An 18,353-nucleotide genomic window follows, 5' to 3' on the forward strand; every position below is an offset into this window, starting at 1 on the left:
CATGGGCTCGGCTCTACAATTGCCGATCAGGCATCGCTATTGCCGGCATCGCGCAGCGCGCCCAGGAAGGCGCGCAGCGAGGCCGGCTTGATCGGCTTGGTCAGCACGCGGTAGCCGCGTTCGCGTGCCATCCGCTTCAGTTCGTCGCGGCCATCGGCGGTCAACAACGCACCCGGCAGCGGGTAACCGGCGGCTTCACGCAGCGCCACCAGCGCATCCAGGCCGTCCATGCGGTCGTGCAGGTGGTAGTCCACCAGCATCACCTGCGGCCGCTCGGCCACTTTCTCCAGCGCCTGATCCACCGTCGATGCCGTAATCACCTGCACCTGCCAGCGACCGAGCAGCGCGCGCATGCCGTCGAGGATCTCTTCGTCGTTGTCGACGCACAGCACGCGCAGGCCGGCCAGCGAATCGCTGCGCAGCGGCGCGGCTGCGGCCTGTACCGGCGCGGCCAGTTCGGTATAGCCCGGCAGCGGCGCCACCCGCGGCAGGATGATCGAGAACATCGAGCCCTTGCCAACCCGGCTGCGCGCATTGAGGCGATGGTCAAGCAGGCGCGAGATGCGCTGGCAGATCGACAGGCCCAGGCCCAACCCCTGTTCGCCCCAATCGAACGGCTGCTGGTAGCGGTGGAACTCGTCGAAGATCTGCCGCATGTGGTGCTCGGGAATGCCCGGGCCGGTATCCCATACCTGCAGCTCCACTTCGTTGCCACGCTGGCGCACCGCCAGCACGATGCGGCCCTGACGGGTGTAGCGCAGCGCATTGGCCAGGAAGTTCTGCAGCACGCGGCGCAGCAGGCGGCGATCACTGCGCACCCAGGCCGGACGCGTGAACAGGTCCAGGCGCAGGCCACGGCCGGCGGCGACCGGCGTGTACTGCGCGGCCAGTTCGCGCATCAGCGCGCTCACGTCGAACTCGCCGATCACCGGGTGCAGGCCACCGGCATCCAGCCGCGACACGTCCAGCAGGCCATCAAGCAGCTCTTCGGCAGCACGCAGCGACGCATCCACGCGCTCGGCCAGGTGCTTCTGCTCGTCGCTCACATGGTCGCTGTCGCGCAGCGCCGAAGCAAACAGCCGTGCGGCGTTCAATGGCTGCAACACGTCATGGCTGATCGCCGCCAGGAAGCGGGTCTTCGACTGCTGCGCGACCTCGGCCTCGTGCGAGCGCTCGGCCACGCGCTGTTCCAGCGTCTCGTTGGCTTCCAGCAGGGCTTTTTCTGCGTGCTTGTAGTCGGTGATGTCGTTGTAGCTGGTCACGTAGCCGCCGCCGGGCAGCGCCTGCCCGCGCATCTCGATCACCTTGCCGTCGCTGCGGGTGCGCTCGAACACGTGCGGTGAGCCGGCGCGCATGTAGCCGATGCGGCGGTTGATCTGCACTTCGATATCGCCCTCGCCCAGCTCGCCGCGCTCGGCGTTGTAGCGGATCAGGTCGGCCACCGGGCGGCCCACGTAGAGCATGCCGTCGGGGTAGCCGAACATGTCCTGGTAGCGGCGGTTCCATGCGGTCAGGCGCATATCCGGATCAACCACGCTGACCCCGGCGCTGATGTTCTCCAGCGTGGTCGACAGGATCTCGCGGTTGAAGCGCAGCTCCTGCCCCGCTTCGTCCAGCACCGCCACCACTTCGCCCAAGTCCATGCCCGAGCCACGCAGCAGGCTGGTCAGCAGCAGGCGCGCCGATGCCGCGCCGATCGAGGCCGCCAACAGACGCTCGGTGAACTGTACCCACGGCCGGTCCGCAGGCGCCGAGGATTGCAGCTCGCGGCCCAGCGACTGCGCCTGCTCGAAGAACGAACGCCGCGCGTGGCGCTCGCCGACCACGCGCGAGGCCAGTGCCAGCAGGTCGCCCACGTGCACGTGGCCGGGCCAGCCGCCGGCCACCGACGGGCGTTCGGCATACGGGTCGAGGAAGGGGGCAGCGCGCAGGCGCTCGTCGACGCCGGGTCGCCAGCGTGCGGACACCAGCATCATCGTCGCCGCATTGACCAGCAGCGACCAGAACGTGCCATGGGTCAGCGGATCCCAGCCGGTCATGCCGAACAGCTGCTGCGGGCGCAGCCACTCAATGCCGAACGGGCCGTGCTGCACCCAGGCGGCATCGACCCAGCCGGCCATGGTCATCGCCGGCAACAGCAGGGTGTACAGCCAGGTGGCGAAGCCGAGCAGCATGCCCACCTCGACGCCACGCCGGCTGGCACCGCGCCAGTACAGGCCGCCGATCAGGCCGGGCGCGAACTGCGCCACCGCTGCGAACGCCATCAGGCCGTACGAGGCCAGGGTGCTGTCGTTGCTGCTGGTGCGGTAGTAGCTGTAGGCCATCAACGCCAGCAGCAGGATCGCCAGGCGGCGGATCCACAGCACGCGCGAGGCGACGTCGGCGGCCTCCTGGTGATCACCGCTCCGACGCAGCAGCACCGGCATCACCAGGTCGTTGCTGACCATGGTAGCCAGCGCGATGGACGACACGATGACCATGCCGGTGGCCGCCGAAAAGCCGCCCACGTAGGCGATCAGCGCCAGCGCGTTGCGGCCCTCGGCCAGCGGCAGGGCCAGCACCATCGAGTCGTCGGCGACGCTGCCGCCGGTGCCGAACAGGGTCACGCCGGCGGTGGCGATCGGCAGCACCATGCCCGAGATCAGTACCAGGTAGCCGCCGAACATCCAGCGCGCGCGGCGCACGTCGCGCACATCGCCGCACTCGACCACAGCCACGTGGAACTGGCGCGGCAGGCAGATGATGGCCAGGAAACTGAGCAGCGTCTGCGAGATGAAGCCCACCGGCGGCAGGCCGGTGAACAGCGTATGCACCGACTCGACCACCGCGTCGGTGCGGTTGCTCAGCCACAGGTAGGCGAACACGCCCACGGCCAGCATCGCCAGCAGCTTGATCACCGATTCGAAGGCGATGGCCAGCATCATGCCGTGGTGGTGTTCGGTGGCATCGACCTGGCGGGTACCGAACAGGGTGGCGAACAGCGCCATCAGCAGCGCCACGTACAGCGCGGGATCGGTGAAGAAGCCGGTCGGGCCGGTGTTGCCGGTCAGCACCTGCAGGCTCATCGCCACCGCTTTGTACTGCAGCGCCAGGTACGGAATGATGCCGATCAGCGCGATGATCGCCACCAGCGCCGCCAGCCGCCGCGAGCGACCGAAGCGCGAGGAGATGAAGTCGGCGATGGAGACCACGTTCTGGCTGCGCGCGATCAGCGCCAGGCGCTCGATGATGCGCCAGCCGAACAGCAGCAGCAGCAGCGGGCCGATGTAGATGGGCAGGTAGCCCACGCCGTTGCGCACGGCGGTGCCGACCGCGCCGTAGAAGGTCCACGACGAGCAGTACACGGCCAGTGCCAGGCTGTAGACCACCGGCCGCAGCCACGGCCGGTCGGGGTACATCGGCCGACGGTCGCCCCACCACGCCACGCCGAACAGCAGCGCGGCATAGGCAACCGAGACCAGCAGCAGGATCCAGCTGGAGACCACGCGTGCGTTTCCGTCAGGACAGGGGTCAGTAGATCACGACCGCTGGTCGTGCGGGTAGGTCACGAGGAAGGACCGCAAGGGTGGAGCATGGCAGTAGGTCACGATCGTTGATCCGTCTGGTGGGTCACGACCGTTGGTCGTGACGGGGACATCCGTGCCCACTAACAGTGGGCACCTACCGGGAATCAATGGGCACCCACCAGGAAGCGGTGGGCGCCTGCCAGGTACCGGCGTTATTGGGCCGGCACGCCCATTTCCTTCAGCAGCTCGGGCGCCGGGTAGACCTTGGCCAGCAGCCAGCGCAGGTAGCGCATGTCCACGTGCACGGCGCGCTTGTAGCGCGGGTCGAACCACCAGCTGGCGCTGACCGACTCCCAGTTGCTGTCGAAGTTCAGGCCGATCAGTTCGCCCCTGGCGTTGAGCACCGGCGAGCCGGAGTTGCCGCCCGTGGTGTCCAGGTTGGTCAGGAAGTTGACCGTCTGGGTCTTCAGTGCCGGATCGGCGGTGCTGCCGAAGTCACCCTTGGCGATCGCTGCCAGCAACGGCTTGGGGGCATCGAACGGATAGGCGTTGGTGTTCTTCTCGACGATGCCGGCCACGGTGGTCACCGGCGAGTAGGTCACGCCATCGCGCGGGTGCAGCGCCTCGACCTTGCCGTAGCTGATGCGCAGGGTGCGGTTGGCATCCGGATACACCGCGCGGCCCTGCTTGGCACGCCAGGCGAACAGCGCCTGCATGTACGCCGGGCGCAGGCGCAGCTGCTCGCCTTCGCGCGTCTTGCTCTCGTTCTCGATGCGCAGCTGCGCGGCCACCAGCGGACCGGCCACGCTGATCAGCGGATCGGCGGCCAGTGCCTTGCCTTCGCGTGCGGCGGCAAAGCGCGACAGGCGCTGCGCTTCCTCACCCAGCTGGGTACCGGCATACAGGGTGTCCAGCGCCTTGGCCAGCTGCTGTGGGGTACGACCAAAGGCCGCGTCGAACTCGGCCACGCGCTGCGCGTCCGGCAGCTGCTGGTAGCGGGTCAGCAGGGTGGTCAGCAGGGCCTTCTCGACCTCCGGCGCGTAACGGCGCTGGACCTGCTTGAGCACCCCTTCGATCATCGCCTGGTCGCGCTGCTGGTAGCCGCTCTCGCGCTGCGCGTCCGGCTTGGCCGATTCGATGCGCAGGCGCTCCAGCAGCAGCGCCGAGCGCAGCAGCTGGCTCTGCGCGGCCATCTGCTCCAGCAGCAGGTCACGCTCGCCCACCGCCGCACCCTGCGACAGGTTGGCCAGCAGCGCCTTGATGTCACCCTGGTACCTGCGGTCGGTGGCAGCCAGCATGGCCGTCTCGTCGGCGGCACGCTGGGCCTTCGCATCGCTGCGCAGCAGGCCTTCCAGTTCGCCGGCGGCGCGCTTGCGGTTGTTCTTCAGCGACTGCAGCTGCGAGGCGTAGCGGGTACGCGCCTGCGCGTCCTTGGCGCTGGCGGCCTCGATGGTGTCGATCATCTGCTGGAACACCGATACGCGGCGCGGCAGCACGGTATCGATCTGGCCGGCGAATTCGGCCGCGGTGCGGTGGCGGTAGGTGATGCCCGGGTAACCGGCCAGCATCGCGTAATCGCCTTCCTTCGGGCCTTCCACCGACATCTGCAGGTGTGCCGGCGCCTGGTAGGGCACGTTGTCCTTGCTGTAGGCGGCCGGCTTGCCGTCCTTGCCCACGTAGGCGCGCAGCAGGGTGAAGTCGCCGGTGTGGCGGGGCCACATGAAGTTGTCGATCTCATCGCCGTAGTTGCCGATCGCACGCGGCGGCGCATACACCAGGCGCACGTCGCTCAGTTCCAGCTGGGCAATGCGGTAGAAATCGGTGCCGTAGTACATGTTGGCCACCGAGCAGCGCACGCTGCCGTCCTTCTCGCACTCGGCCACGATCTGCTTGCTGGCTGCATCCACGGCATCGAAGTAGGCACGGCCGGTCTTGCCATGGGCCTGTGCCAGCACCTGGTCGGTCACCTTGTCGAAGCCGACGGTGACCAGCACGCGGAAGTCCGGGTTGGCCGGGCGCTCGTCGGCACGGTCCCTGGCGATGAAGCCACCAGCGATCAGGTCGTGCTCGGGCGAGCTGTTGTACTGGATCACGCCCATCGCCACGTGGTGGTTGGTCAGCAGCAGGCCGTCGGCGGACACAAACGAACCGGTGCCACCACCGGCGCGCACCACGGCGCTCAGCGGCGGCGCGGTGACGTTGGCCAGGTCGGCCGGATTGCCCTTGAAGCCAGCGGCCTGCAGCGGTTGGGCCAGGTCCGGCAGCTGCGTCGGCATCCACATGCCTTCATCGGCGTGGGCGCCGGTGGCGAGGGTCAGGCCCAGGGCCAGGGCGGTGGGGAGGGCTTTGCGTGGTGACATGAGGCAATCCGGTACGACAGAACAGCCCGGGACCATAGCCCGTGGGGCGCTGTCGGGCAACGCCCGATAGTCAGGCCTGCGCCGCGCTCCTAGAATTGCCGTTTTCTGCACATCGGACGTTCGCAGATGATCGTCGGCATCGATCTTGGCACCACCCATTCCCTCATCGGCAGGCACACGGCAGCAGGGCCGCAGCTGTTCCCCAATGCCCATGGCGAGCTGTTGACCCCTTCGGTGGTCAGCCTCGTCGATGGTGCCGTACTGGTCGGCCAGCCGGCCCGTGACCGCCTGGTCAGCCATCCGCAGCAGACCGTGGCCCATTTCAAGCGCTGGATGGGCAGCGACCGTGAGACCCGGCTGGGTGAGCGCAGTTTCCGTCCCGAGGAGCTCTCGGCCATGGTGCTGCGCTCGCTGCTGGCCGACGCCGAAGCCGCCCTGGGCCACAAGGTGGAGGAAGCGGTGATGAGCGTGCCGGCCTACTTCTCCGACGCCCAGCGCAAGGCCACCCGGGCCGCCGGCGAACTGGCCGGCATCCGCGTCGAGCGCCTGATCAATGAACCCACGGCCGCTGCGCTGGCCTATGGTCTGCAGGAGCGTGACGGCGAAGGCCGCGTGCTGGTGCTGGACCTGGGCGGCGGCACCTTCGACGTCTCCATCCTGGAACTGTTCGATGGCGTGGTCGAAGTGCATGCCAGCGCCGGCGACAATTTCCTGGGCGGCGAGGATTTCCTGCAGGTACTCGTGCAGGCCTTCCACGCCGACCAGGGCACGTCCGCCAGCGACCTGTCCGCTGCCGAGCAGGCGCAGCTGCTGCGTCGGCTGGAACTGTTCAAGCGCGAACTCAGCCAGAGCGGCACTGCCAGCCTGCAGTTGCCCCTGGCCGGCAGCGAACGCCAGTGGCAGCTGGATGAAGCTCGCTACGCCCAGCTCTGCGAGCCACTGCTGCTGCGCATGCGCGCGCCCATCGAGCGCGCGATCCGCGACGCCCGGCTCAAGCCCGAGGCGCTGGACGACATCATCCTGGTCGGCGGTGCGGTACGCATGCCGATGGTCAGCAGGCTTGCGACCCGCATGTTCGGCCGGCTGCCGCTGCGCCATGTCCATCCGGACCAGGCGATTGCCTTGGGTGCCGCCGTTGCAGCGGGATTGAAGGCGCGCGACGAATCGCTGCGCGAAGTCGTGCTGACCGATGTCTGCCCCTACACGCTTGGCACGCAGGTGTCCCGCCAGGATGCTGCCGGTGGCGAGCGCAGCGGCTATTTCCACCCGATCATCCAGCGCAACAGCGTGGTGCCGGTCAGCCGCGAGGATCGCTTCTACCCGCTGCACGAGCGGCAAAGTGCCATCCGCATCGACGTGTTCCAGGGCGAGAGCCCGACGGTGGATCGCAACATCAAGCTCGGTGAGCTGACCGTGCCGCTGACCCATTCTGTCCCGATGCAGGAACGCAGCGTCACCGCCCGCTTCACCTACGACGTGAACGGGCTGCTGCAGGTGGAAGTCACCGAGGATGCCACCGGCAGGCGCCACGAGCTCATCCTGGAACAGAATCCCGGGCTGCTGTCACCCGAAGAGATCCAGCAGCGCCTGCGCGCGCTGGAAGCGCTGAAGATCCACCCGCGTGACGCCCAGCCCAACCTCGCGGTGATCGCCCGCACCGAGCGCCTGTACGAGGAACGCATCCATCACCGTGAACAGTTGCAGTCGTGGCTGAGCAGCTTCCGCCATGTGCTGGAGAGCCAGGATGCCGTTGCCGTCGAGCGTCATCGCCGTCAGCTGGACGAGGCACTCGACGCCCTCGAGCGCGATGCATGAGCTGGGCACTGCACGTCCTGGAGCTGGACCAAACGGCTGACGAGCGCGCGGTCAAGCGCGCCTATGCAAAGCGCCTGCGGGTGACGCGCCCTGACGAGGATCCGGTCGCCTTCCAGCATCTGCATGAGGCCTATCAGGCGGCATTGGACTGGGTCCGCCAGGAAGCGCTGGCCGATATCGCGGACGAAGACGAACCGGCGAAGCATGCAACCGACATCGCACCCTGGCCGCCCGACGCAGACGTGGCATGGGCGCCGCCCGAAACGCGTTCGTACTCGCCTCCATGGCCACCTCGCGGCACGCCTGTGCTGCTGCGCACGGCACCAGTGGCGGAACTGGAGGGAGCGGTCCACGTATCGGGCCATGCGCACACGATCCTGCGCATGGCCCATCTGTCTTCCCCTGAAGACTTCGGCCCCTGGCTGGAGGCCACGCCGGTGCTGTGGTCGCTGCGCTACAAGCCATTGGTGGGCGACGCGCTGCTGGATGAACTGGCACGCAGTCACAACAGCGTCAGCGCAGCCAACATGGGTCTGCTGGCACGCTGCTTTGGCTGGGATGATGTACACGATGGCGTGGATCCGGACAGGCTGGCATCGATCCAGTCGCGCGGTCATCGACGCTGGGCCGCCGAGACCGGGAATGCGGCAGAGCTGTCGGCACTGCTTGAACAAGAGGGCAGCCTGCGGCTGGGGAGGGTCACCCTTGCGCGTTGCCTGCGCTACCTGTCGCAGCCATGGCACGCGCGACGATCCCTCTGGCAGGCGCAGCTGCCCGAGCACATCATTGAGGTCAACGCGCTGCTGGATGCGCTGGAACGCGGCGGCCAGGAGCCATTGCCCGCCGCCTGGGATCGGCAGCAGGTGCAGTTCTGGCGCAGCCTTGCCGACGTTTCCCGTCCCAACCGCTGGCGTTGCCAGGTCAATGCGCTGCGGGGCGGCCTGTTGGCTGCCCTGACGCTCGCGATTGCCGGTGGCTCGACTCTCATGAGTCTTGCCCAGCGTGACCTGCGCACCGCCGCCGCGCTCGGCATAGGCGGCGTGCTGCTCGGGGTCCTGCTCGCCCTGGCCGGCGCTCTGTGGGTCCATGTCCGTTGGGCGCTGCGCCAGCTGACGCTGGATCTGCCCCCTTCGCGCTGGGGATGGCTGCTGGCGTTGCCAGCGCCGCTGATCGCCCTCGCCAGCCTGATCCTGGTCCATGGCCTGGATCTGCGGCTGGAAGGTACGTTGCTGCTGTTCCCTGGCCTTGCTCTGGCGACGGCACGCTGGATCCGGCGCGAGGATGGCCGGGGATTCCGGCCGCGCAACCTGATTGGACCGGGCATCGGCATGTTCGTCCCCGAAGTGGGCTGCGCCCTGGTCCTGCTGCTATGGACCACCTGGTTCCTGCGTGACAGGTGCCGTCGCCTGTCGATCGACCTGCCTCCACCTGCTTCTGGAAACACCGTGTGAACCGGGCACTGGACGCTCTCGGGCTCGACGCCAGCGCCGACGAAAAGGCGATCAAGCGCGCCTATGCGCAGAGACTGCGCGCGGCACGCCCGGACGAAGACCCGGTGGCATTCCAGGCGCTGCACGAGGCTTACCAGCAGGCCCTGCTGTGGGCACGCAGCCGCACGCAATGGCAGGAGGAAAGCAGTGCAGAAGCGCTGTCGACGCCACCTGCAGACAACAGCCCACCCGGCCCACCGGCGCCGTACGACAGCCATTCGCCGATGGACGAGATGCCGGTGCTGCATCATCCATGCCCGCCCGACACCGACATGCCGGACGATGTGGTGGAGCCATCATTGAACCTGCCCCGGTTTGCGCGCCTGCTGATCAACACCGCCGGCGACGCCGACCCGGCCAGCTTCGAGCACTGGCTGGCCCATCGCCCGGAGCTGTGGTCATTGGCCGACAGGCCGCGTATCGGTGACGTGGTACTGCAGCAGCTGCTGCACCAGGGCCAGCCGCTGTGCGAGTCCAACTTCGATCTGCTGGGTCGATACTTCTGCTGGGATGAGATCCGGGCTGATATCGATCCCTACCGGGTCCGCGCACGGCGCAACCTGCTGCATCGCCGCTGGCAGCTGCAGCCGCGCAACCACACGGCCCTCACCGCAGCCCTGGACCGACCGCATGACCGCGTGTCCGTAACCGAGGCCCATGCCCGCATGGAACGCTTGACCCGACCGTGGCACTGGCTGCAATCGCTGCTGTCGGCCAGCGTGCCCGGGCGTGCTGGCATCATGCGGCAAACGATGCAGCGTCTGGGAGTGCATGGTGTCCGTGACACGCTGGCGCCACTGGACACGGATCAGGTCGCCTTCTGGATGGCGGTATCCCAACCCGGGCACTTCAATCTCATGAAGATGCAGGTGGCCATTGTCCGCTGCCTGCTGGGCGCTCTCGTCGTGCTGGCCGTTCTGGCAGCGCTGGCATTGCTCGGTGATGCCGCTCGCCCTATCCCGATCAGCACGTCCAGCATGAAACACGTGGCAATCCATGCCTCGGTGGTCATCGTGTCTGGCGTCCTCATGCTGACGCCTTTCGTTGGAGGCACCCCATCGCGGACGGCGTCCGCGCCAGCGCCCGTCGAGCCACCGTCGGCGCTTGATGGGCACGGCATGCTCACGCACGGGCCTCGTCCGCGCAGGCCAGCCCCCTCCTTCGCCGTTGTCAGCCAGACCGATCCCGACACAGAGGGTGGTTGAGGGGCAGCGGGTTATTTCTCCCGCCGCCAGTTGATCGACCCGCGGTTTTCCACGGTGCTCGACTCCACTTCCACGTCGAACCCGCGGCGCAGCAGGTACTTCAGCGTGATCACCGAACCGGCACCGACCAGCGACACGCCGTAGCCGACGTACAGCTTGGGCGAGATGTACTTGCCGACACCGATCACCGAGCCGCCCAGCGCGCGCGACTGGCTCACGCCGGCGTCGTCCAGGCCCAGCTTGGCGCCCAGCTGCGAAGCCAGCAGGCCGCTGCCCGCCGAGAGCGCCGCCGAGGCCGCGTTGACCTGCTGCGCCTGGTCGCTGCTGGCACCGGTCAGGCTGCGTCCCAGCACCAGATAGGCCAGTGCCTCGGACTGCGACATCGCCGGATCGGACCACACGTCCGCGCGCGGCTGCTGCGCACGCCCGGTCACGTCGATGCCGGCGGTGACATCACCGATCCGGCGCTCGGCGCGGATGTTGATGCGCGGGTCGGACACCGCGTTGTAGTTCCAGGTGAGGTTGCCGCGGGTGATGGTCAGGTCCTGCCCATACGCCTTGTAGCGGCCGCTCACTTCCAGGCCGCCATTGGCGGTCATTTCACGGCCGGGCTTGGCCCAGACCTGCATCTTGCCGGTCAGCGCGCCCTTCAGGCCGAAGCCGGTCATCTTCACCTTGTCGCCGAGGCTGACCGTCAGGTCCATGTCCAGCGGCGAGGTGCGCGACTCTTCCGGATCGGCCGGGTCCAGCACCACCACGTCTTCGGACACCGAGGTGCCACGGTCCAGGCGCTCCAGGTCGATGTCGGCCTCGGGCACGTGCACGGTGCCACGCAGCTCCATCGCCGCCTTGGCCAACGTGAAGTCGAGGTTGGGGTTGGCGACGATGCGCAGCTCGCTGGTGTTGGACAGCAGCACGTTCTCGCCGTGGATCTTCAGCTGCAGCGGCTGTGCATCACCGAACCACGACAGGCCGCCGTCGACATACAGCGTGCCCTGGCCCGAGTTGGCCTGCGCGGTGATCTTGGCCGAGCCGTCGGGCTGGGCCACGAAGCTGCCCTTGCCCTGGTCGAAGGTCAGGCCAAGCGCGGGGAATTCGCCCTTGAAGTTGCTCAGCTGCGCGTCGCCGCCCAGCGACGGCTGCCCGCGCGTACCGCGCAGGCTGACGTGGCCTTCGATCAGGCCGGTCGGGCGCACGATGTCCGGCGAGAACAGCTCCAGCCAGTACAGCCGCGACATGTTGAGGTAGAGCTCACCGTTCAGCGGTGCGCTGGCTTCCCAGCCGGTCTGCATCTTCGCGTCGACGAAACCATTGCCCTGGAAGCCCATGCCCAGGTAGCCCTTGATGCTGGCCGGGGTCATGTCGAGCTTCAGCGAGAACTGGTCATAGCGCACCAGCTCGCCGCGGGTGGTATCGCCCACGGTGTTGCGGTTCTCGCCCAGGCGCACGCCGCCTTCCTTCGAGCGCACTTCCACATGGCCTTCCCAGGCCGCGCCACGCGGGCGGATCTGCGCGTCCAGGCTGACGTCGCCGCGCAGGTAGATGCGGCGGCCGGACTGCGGCGGCAGCCACGGCTGCACCAGCGCCAGCGGCAGCGCGTCACTGCGCAGCACCAGGCCTTCTCGCGGCCAGTTGGCCTGTGCGCACAGCGCGCCGCTGCTGGCGGCGGCCAGGCAGGCTTCGGACAGGGTGTAGGTGCTGCCGTTGATCGCGAACGCCGCCGGTGCACGCAGCGACCACGCATCACCCTTCACCGGTGCGATGCGCAGCGAGGCCAGCTCGCCACGCCACTGCGCCCCCTGCTGGCGCACGCTGCCCTGCAGCTCGATCGCGCCCATCTCATTGCGGGTCTGCGCAGCCAGGCGCAGGTTGGACACACTGCCCTGCGCATCCACGTTCAAGCGCTCCAGCAGCATGCCGGCGTTGACCTGCTGGCCCTGCACCGCCAGCGTGCCGCTGTCGCCGCGCCACGGCAGGTGGCCCTTGATGCTCACGCTCTCGGCGCCGTAGCCCTCCCAGTTGAGATTGTTGCCGACCAGGTCGGCGGTGATGTCCGGCGCATCGCGCGGCCCCTTCACCTGCACCTGGCCGCGCAGGCCACCGTCGGCGCCCGGCAGCAGGTCACTCAGCTGCAGCGGTTCGAAACGTGCATCGATGTCGAGGCGGTCGCCGACCTTGCCCGACGCGGTCACCCGGCTGCTGCCCAGCGACAGCTTCAGGTCACCCTGGCCCTGCGCGCCCTGCAGCGCGAACTTGCCCTGTGCATCAAGGTTGCGCTGGCGCAGGATGCCCTTCAGCGACGGCAGGTCGACGGTGGCTTCCAGCGTGCCGGCCGTGCCCGGTGCGGCATTGGCCGGCGGCGGCAGCTGACGGCCCTTGGAGGCCAGGTTGCCGGACAGGCGGCCGCTCCAGCCCGGCACGAAATAGCCGGGGTCGAAGTCCTTCAGCGTGGCCTTGGCGTCCCAGTCCAGCTGCGGCGCCCAGGCCACCTGGCCTTCCACCTGCAGCTGCCCACCCGGCGTCTGCGCCTGCAGCTGGTGGATCGACGCGGCCTGGTCATTGCCGCGTACGTCGAACTGCAGCTGCGCCTTCTGCGCCTCGCGTTCGATCTCGGCACGGCCGATCGCCGCCCAGGCCTTCAGGGTACCGGCCAGGCCGAAGCGTGCTTCCTTCAGGGTGACCGGCACCGGTGCGCTGCCAGCCGTGTTCGGGTCGGGTGCCGGCACGTAGGTCAGATCGCGTGCGACCACCGAGAAATTGAGTTTCTGCTGATCGTCCTGGCTGAAGTCGGCGGTGCCTTCCAGCCGCGCTTCGCCACCGAGGCCCTTCACCAGCAGCGGTGAGACCTTCAGCACCTGGTCCTGCAGCGACACCACCGACGGTGCCAGTTCCAGCTCCTGGTCGCCCTGCTTCACCCTGCCGCGCAGGTTGGCATTGCCGCCCTTGCCGGCGGCGGTGAAGTCCAGCGACAACGGCGCAATCGCCGAGCTCGCCAATGCTGGCGACAACAGCGCCAGATCCAGCTCGTCACTGCGGATGCGGGCGCTCCAGCTCGGGTCGGTGCGGCCATCGAACACCAGCATCGCGTGCAGCGGCTTCGGCGCGCGCCCGGCTACGGCCACTTCCATGTGCGACAGGTCGCCACGTGCGACCAGGCCCACCGTAGCGGCGGTGCGCCCACGCGGTGCTGGCAGCACCGCCGTCACCGTCACATCGGTGTCGTAGTCCTTGGCCGGAATGTAACGGCCCTGGGCGGTGAAGTTGCCCATGTCGCTGTCCACGACCAGCTTGTGCGCCTGGAACTCGCCATTGGCGATCTCGATGCCACCACGCACACGGCTGATGTCGATCACCGGCTCGTTGGCCTGGCTGATGCGGAAGCCGTCGATGGCAATGGCATCGGCCTGGATCGCCAGCGGCATTTCGATCTGCGGCAGCGAATCGGGCCACGACGGCAGCTTGAACGGCTCGTCACTCTTGGCCAGGTTCAGCGTGGCGTTGGTCAGCTCCAGCTTGTCCAGCAGCAGCTTGCGGCCCAGCAGCGGGCGCAGGTCCGGCTCCAGGTGCGCGCGCTCGGCGTGGAAATGGATGTCGTCGTAGCGGAAGTCGACGTTGTACAGGGTCAGCGGACCGGCCACCGGGCCGTCCACCTTGTCCCAGGTGAAGCTGGCGCCCGCCGGCAGTCGCGCCACCACCTGGGCCAGCAGCACATCGCGGCCGGCCACGGTCTGCAGCAGCCAGTACACCGCCAGCAACGCCAGCAGCACCAGGCCGATCACGCCCACGCCGGACCACGCCCAGAAGCGGCGGCGGCGGTAGAAACGCACGCGCGGCGGCGGCGTGTTCGGGGTGGGTGCGGGCGTGCTCACAGGTCCGCTCCGATGTTGAGGTACAGCTGGAACTGCGAGTCCGGATTGTTCAGGCCGTGCGCGATATCCACCCGCACCGGGCCCACCGGCGATTTCCAGCGCACGCCGAAGCCGACGCCGGTATGCAGGTCAATGGTGTTGTCGAAGGCACTGCCGGTATCGACGAACACGGCCGCGCCCCAGGGGCCGCCATTGAAGTAGTGTTCGTACTCGGCCGAGCCGATCACCAGGTTCTTTGCGCCCAGCGCATATTTGTCGGGTTTGGGCGTGCGCGGACCAACTTCGCGATAAGCGTAGCCGCGGATGCTGCGGTCTCCGCCGGCGAAGTAGCGCAGGCTCGGTGGCATCGCCACCAGGTCGCTGGTCCACGTGGTGCCGCCTTCACCGCGCAGGATCAGGCGGTTGCTTTCACCCACCGGGATGTACCAGCGCAGCACGGCGTTGGCCTGCACGAAGCTGGTATCCGAGCCGGCGCCTTCCACGCCGGCACGCACCGTCGCCGCGCCGCTGATGCCCTTGCGCGGGAACATCTCGTCGTCGACGTTGACGTAGTCGGCAACCATCTGCGGGTACACCAGCGTCGAGGTGTTGTAGACGGCGTCGGTGAATTCGGTGCCGGACGCGTAGCGCCAGCGCTCGCGCAGTGCGTTGATCGAGGCGATCGCGGTCCAGTGCTCGTTGATCTCGCCGCTGCGGCTGGCGATCAGCTTGAAGTTGCGCAGATCGATGTAGTCGGTCTGCTCGTCGTACGCGCTGGCGGCGAAGGTGTACCAGCCGTCGAGCCAGTTGAAGGCCGGAATGCGGTAACTGGTGACCAGGCTCTTGCGCTTCTGCGCATAGTCCAGCTGCGTGTTCATCTTGTGGCCGCGGTTGTTCAGGAAGCGCCGCTCGATGCCACCGCGTACACCCGGGCCGCTCTCGCTGCCGTAGCTCAGGCCGGCGGTATAGATGGTGCGCTTGGCGCGCGTCAGCTTCACGTCCACCGGCACTTCGCCGTTCTCGTCGGCCTGGTCCGGGCGCGGCTGGATGTCGATCACGCTGAAGTAGTCCAGCTTGGTCAGCGACTCGCGCAGCCGGTCCAGCTTGCCCTCGTGGTAGTAGCTGCCCTGGTCCCAGTAGACCAGTGGATCGAACAGCTTGTCGACGAAGTAGTCCTGCTGGAAGCGCACCGGGCCCATGTTGTAGCGGCGGCCGCTGTCCCAGGTCAGGTCGATGTCGGCGGCGTTGTCGGCGCGGGTGATCTGCACCTGGCGCTGGGTGTAGTCGGCGTCGAAGTAGCCGCGCTCGGCCAGGCGCCGGGTGATGGTGATCTTGCTGGCTTCGTACTGGGTGTGCTCGAAGCGCTGGCCCTTGCGCGGCTTGAACGCGGCCAGGTCATCCTGCAGGTACTGGTCGTACATCGCCGGGCCGGTGATGTCGATGTGCTCGCGGCGCACGGTCACCGGGGTGCCCTTGTCGACATGGATCAGCACGCGCACGTGTTCGTCCTCGCGCGGTGCCTCGACCTTGATCACCGGGTTGTAGTACCCGAACGGTTCCAGTGCCTGGCGGGTCTGCCGCTCGGCCTGTGACAGCAGGTATTCCAGGCGCGATTCGCCCTGTTGCTTGCCGATCGTGTCGTACAGCGACAGCGATTCCTGGATGTTCTCGATGATTGCGGCGTCGTCGCCCTTGTCCAATCCCTTGATGTCCACCTTGTCGATGGTGCCGCGCGCGTGGACCACGGAAGTGGCGACCAGCGACAGGACCATCAGCGGCAGGGCGTATTTCTTTGGCTGCATGCGGGACAGCATACCGACCGAAGGTGACGATGCGAAATGCATCACGTCATTCGGGATCGGTTGTTAAGTGGCGGTCAAAATACGCACCTTTGTGGCGATCATCGTGAATGCAGGCGAGGATGCCGGCATCGTGCGCGATGCCGGCAATGACCCCGATGGACATCCACCGGCGATGCGGTGCGCGGGGGTAATGCCGGCCAGCGGCCGGCACTACCGATACGGGCATCAGCTCGACAGATGCTCGATCGCCGCGACCTTGCCCAGGCGCTCGCCCAGCATCGTCAGCAGCGCCAGGCGGTTGCCACGCAGCGCCAGATCGTCCGCATTGACCATCACCCCGTCGAAGAACGCGTCGACCTGCGGGCGCAGGCGCGCCAGGCGTGCCAGCACGGCCACGTAGTCCTTCTGGTGCAGGCTGGCGCCGGTGTCGTCGATGGCGGCGGTGACCGCTTCGGCCAGCGCGCGCTCGGCGTCTTCCTGCAGCAGCGCCGGGTCGATCTGCGCCGGAATGTCGCCCTCGGCCTTGCGCAGGATGTTGCGGATGCGCTTGTTCGCCGCAGCCAGTGCTTCGGCTTCCGGCAGTGCGGCGAAGGTGCCGATCGCATCCAGGCGGCGGTCGAAGTCGTACAGCGAGGCCGGCTTCAGTTCGGCCACCGCGTTGAAGTGCGTGGCCGGCACGCCCTTGTCGCCGTAATAGCCCTTCAGGCGGTCGAGAATGAAGTCGTACAGCTCGCCGACATCGGCCTGCACGTTGCGCGCGGCCAGGCCGGCGTTGGCGCTGGCCAGCAGCGCGCGCAGGTCCAGCTCGAAGCCGCTTTCGATGATCGTGCGGGCCAGGCCCAGCGCATTGCGGCGCAGCGCGAACGGGTCCTTGTTGCCGGTCGGCTTCAGGCCCGCGGCGAAACCACCGGCCAGCGTGTCGACGCGTTCGGCGATGGCCAGCACCTTGCCCAGCGGCGACAGCGCAATGTCATCACCGCCGAAGCGCGGCTGGTAGGCCTCGTCGATGGCCAGCGCCACCTCGGTCGATTCGCCACCGGCCACGGCGTAGTGGCGGCCGGCGATGCCCTGCAGCTCCGGGAACTCGTTGACCATGCGCGACTGCAGGTCGTTCTTGGCCAATTCGGCAGCCCGCCTGGCCTGCACGGCATCGGCACCCACCTGGGGTGCGATCACTTCGGCCAGGGCGGCCACGCGCGCCACCTTGTCGGCCACGCTGCCCAGCTTGGCCTGGTAGGTCACCGTCTTCAGGCCGTCGCCCATCGACGCCAGGCCCTGCTTCAGGTCCTCGTCGAAGAAGAACTTGGCGTCGGCAAAGCGCGGGCGGATCACCCGCTCGTAGCCCTTGGCCACTTCGGCCACGTCCTTCGATTCGATGTTGGCGATGCCGATGAACTTCTCGGTCAGCGTGCCTGCGGCATCCAGCACCGGGAAGAACTTCTGGTTGATCTCCATCGTTTCGATCAGCGCTTCCTGCGGCACTGCCAGGAACGCGCGTTCGAAGCTGCACAGCACCGCCGACGGCCACTCGACCAGGTTCACCACCTGCTCCAGGTTGTCGTCGGTGATGCGGGCGCTGCCACCGGCCCTGGCCGCGGCGGCCTCGACCTCGGCGACGATGCGCGCACGGCGCTCGCGCGGGTCGACCAGCACGAAGGCGGCGCGCAGGGCTTCAACATAGTCCTGCGGCTGGGCCAGCGACACGGGCTGGTCGTGGTGGAAGCGATGGCCACGGCTGACACGGCCGGCCTGCAGGCCGAACAGTTCGGCCTCCACCACCTCGGTACCGTGCAGCAGCACCAGCCAGTGCGCCGGGCGGGCAAAGCCCCAGGTGTGGCCGCCCCAGCGCATCGGCTTGGGAATCGGCATCGCTGCAATCGCCTCGCGCAGGATCTCCGGCAGCAGGCTGGCGGTGCGTGCGCCCGGGGTCACCGCGCGGTGCACGAAGCGCTCACCCTTGTTGTCGGTGGTCTTCTCCAGCGCGGTCCAGTCGATCCCGGCCTTGGCGGCGAAGCCCTGCAACGCCTTGGTCGGCTGGCCTTCGGCGTCCAGTGCGATGTTCAGGTACGGGCCCAGCACTTCGCTGTGCTGTTCCGGCTGTTCCAGGCCCACGCCCGGCAGCAGCACGGCCAGGCGGCGCGGGGTCGACAGCGGGCGTGCATCACCCAGTTCCAGCGCGACGCCGCGCGTGCGCAGGCCTTCGACAACACCGTCGAAGAACGCCTGGGCCAGGCCCGGCAGCGCCTTGACCGGCAGCTCCTCGGTGCCCAGTTCGATCAGCAGGGGGGACAGTTGGCTCATCGGTTCGATCCTGTGGTGGGGGCGCA

At 68.0% G+C, this 18,353-nt stretch carries 8 protein-coding genes; 3 read left to right on the plus strand and 5 right to left on the minus strand.

The annotated features are described in order from the left end of the window. Window positions 1-26: 26 nt before the first annotated feature. Both AC5P56_RS03810 and AC5P56_RS03815 read right to left on the minus strand, forming a co-directional pair. Window positions 27-3,485 carry a hybrid sensor histidine kinase/response regulator gene (locus AC5P56_RS03810; protein WP_014648893.1) on the minus strand — a complete coding sequence of 1,153 codons (3,459 nt, stop codon included), beginning with the start codon at window positions 3,483-3,485 and terminating at the stop codon, window positions 27-29. A 233-nt stretch (window positions 3,486-3,718) separates the two neighbouring features. Continuing rightward, window positions 3,719-5,866, minus strand: a complete 2,148-nt coding sequence (locus tag AC5P56_RS03815; RefSeq protein WP_197605218.1) for a S46 family peptidase — start codon at window positions 5,864-5,866, stop codon at window positions 3,719-3,721. A gap of 126 nt (window positions 5,867-5,992) precedes the next feature. Between AC5P56_RS03815 and AC5P56_RS03820 the strand changes: the two genes are divergently transcribed. From AC5P56_RS03820 to AC5P56_RS03830, 3 genes are read left to right on the plus strand one after another with little or no spacing between them, the layout of a single operon-like run. Beyond that, complete coding sequence (locus AC5P56_RS03820) at window positions 5,993-7,681, plus strand: Hsp70 family protein (protein ID WP_495231464.1); 1,689 nt, start codon at window positions 5,993-5,995, stop codon at window positions 7,679-7,681. Then, window positions 7,678-9,132: a J domain-containing protein gene (locus tag AC5P56_RS03825; RefSeq protein WP_288495537.1), complete on the plus strand. Its 1,455-nt coding sequence runs from the start codon at window positions 7,678-7,680 to the stop codon at window positions 9,130-9,132. Before AC5P56_RS03820 ends, AC5P56_RS03825 begins: the two co-directional genes overlap by 4 nt. Continuing rightward, the gene (locus tag AC5P56_RS03830) at window positions 9,129-10,376 is read left to right on the plus strand and encodes a J domain-containing protein (RefSeq protein ID WP_495231465.1); all 1,248 of its coding nucleotides are present in this window, start codon (window positions 9,129-9,131) and stop codon (window positions 10,374-10,376) included. The genes AC5P56_RS03825 and AC5P56_RS03830 overlap by 4 nt, the downstream gene beginning before the upstream one ends. Window positions 10,377-10,387: 11 nt before the next feature. Here the strand turns inward: AC5P56_RS03830 and AC5P56_RS03835 are convergent, their stop codons facing one another. From AC5P56_RS03835 to glyS, 3 genes are all read right to left on the minus strand, one after another. Then, window positions 10,388-14,245 carry a translocation/assembly module TamB domain-containing protein gene (locus tag AC5P56_RS03835; protein ID WP_288495543.1) on the minus strand — a complete coding sequence of 1,286 codons (3,858 nt, stop codon included), beginning with the start codon at window positions 14,243-14,245 and terminating at the stop codon, window positions 10,388-10,390. Further along, window positions 14,242-16,038, minus strand: a complete 1,797-nt coding sequence (locus tag AC5P56_RS03840; protein WP_049442110.1) for an autotransporter assembly complex protein TamA — start codon at window positions 16,036-16,038, stop codon at window positions 14,242-14,244. Before AC5P56_RS03840 ends, AC5P56_RS03835 begins: the two co-directional genes overlap by 4 nt. A 213-nt stretch (window positions 16,039-16,251) precedes the next feature. Beyond that, window positions 16,252-18,327, minus strand: a complete 2,076-nt coding sequence (gene glyS / locus AC5P56_RS03845) for a glycine--tRNA ligase subunit beta (protein ID WP_126411539.1) — start codon at window positions 18,325-18,327, stop codon at window positions 16,252-16,254. Between the last annotated feature and the right edge of the window lie 26 nt (window positions 18,328-18,353).

The organism is Stenotrophomonas sp. YJH_SMC_131 (genome assembly GCF_059367975.1).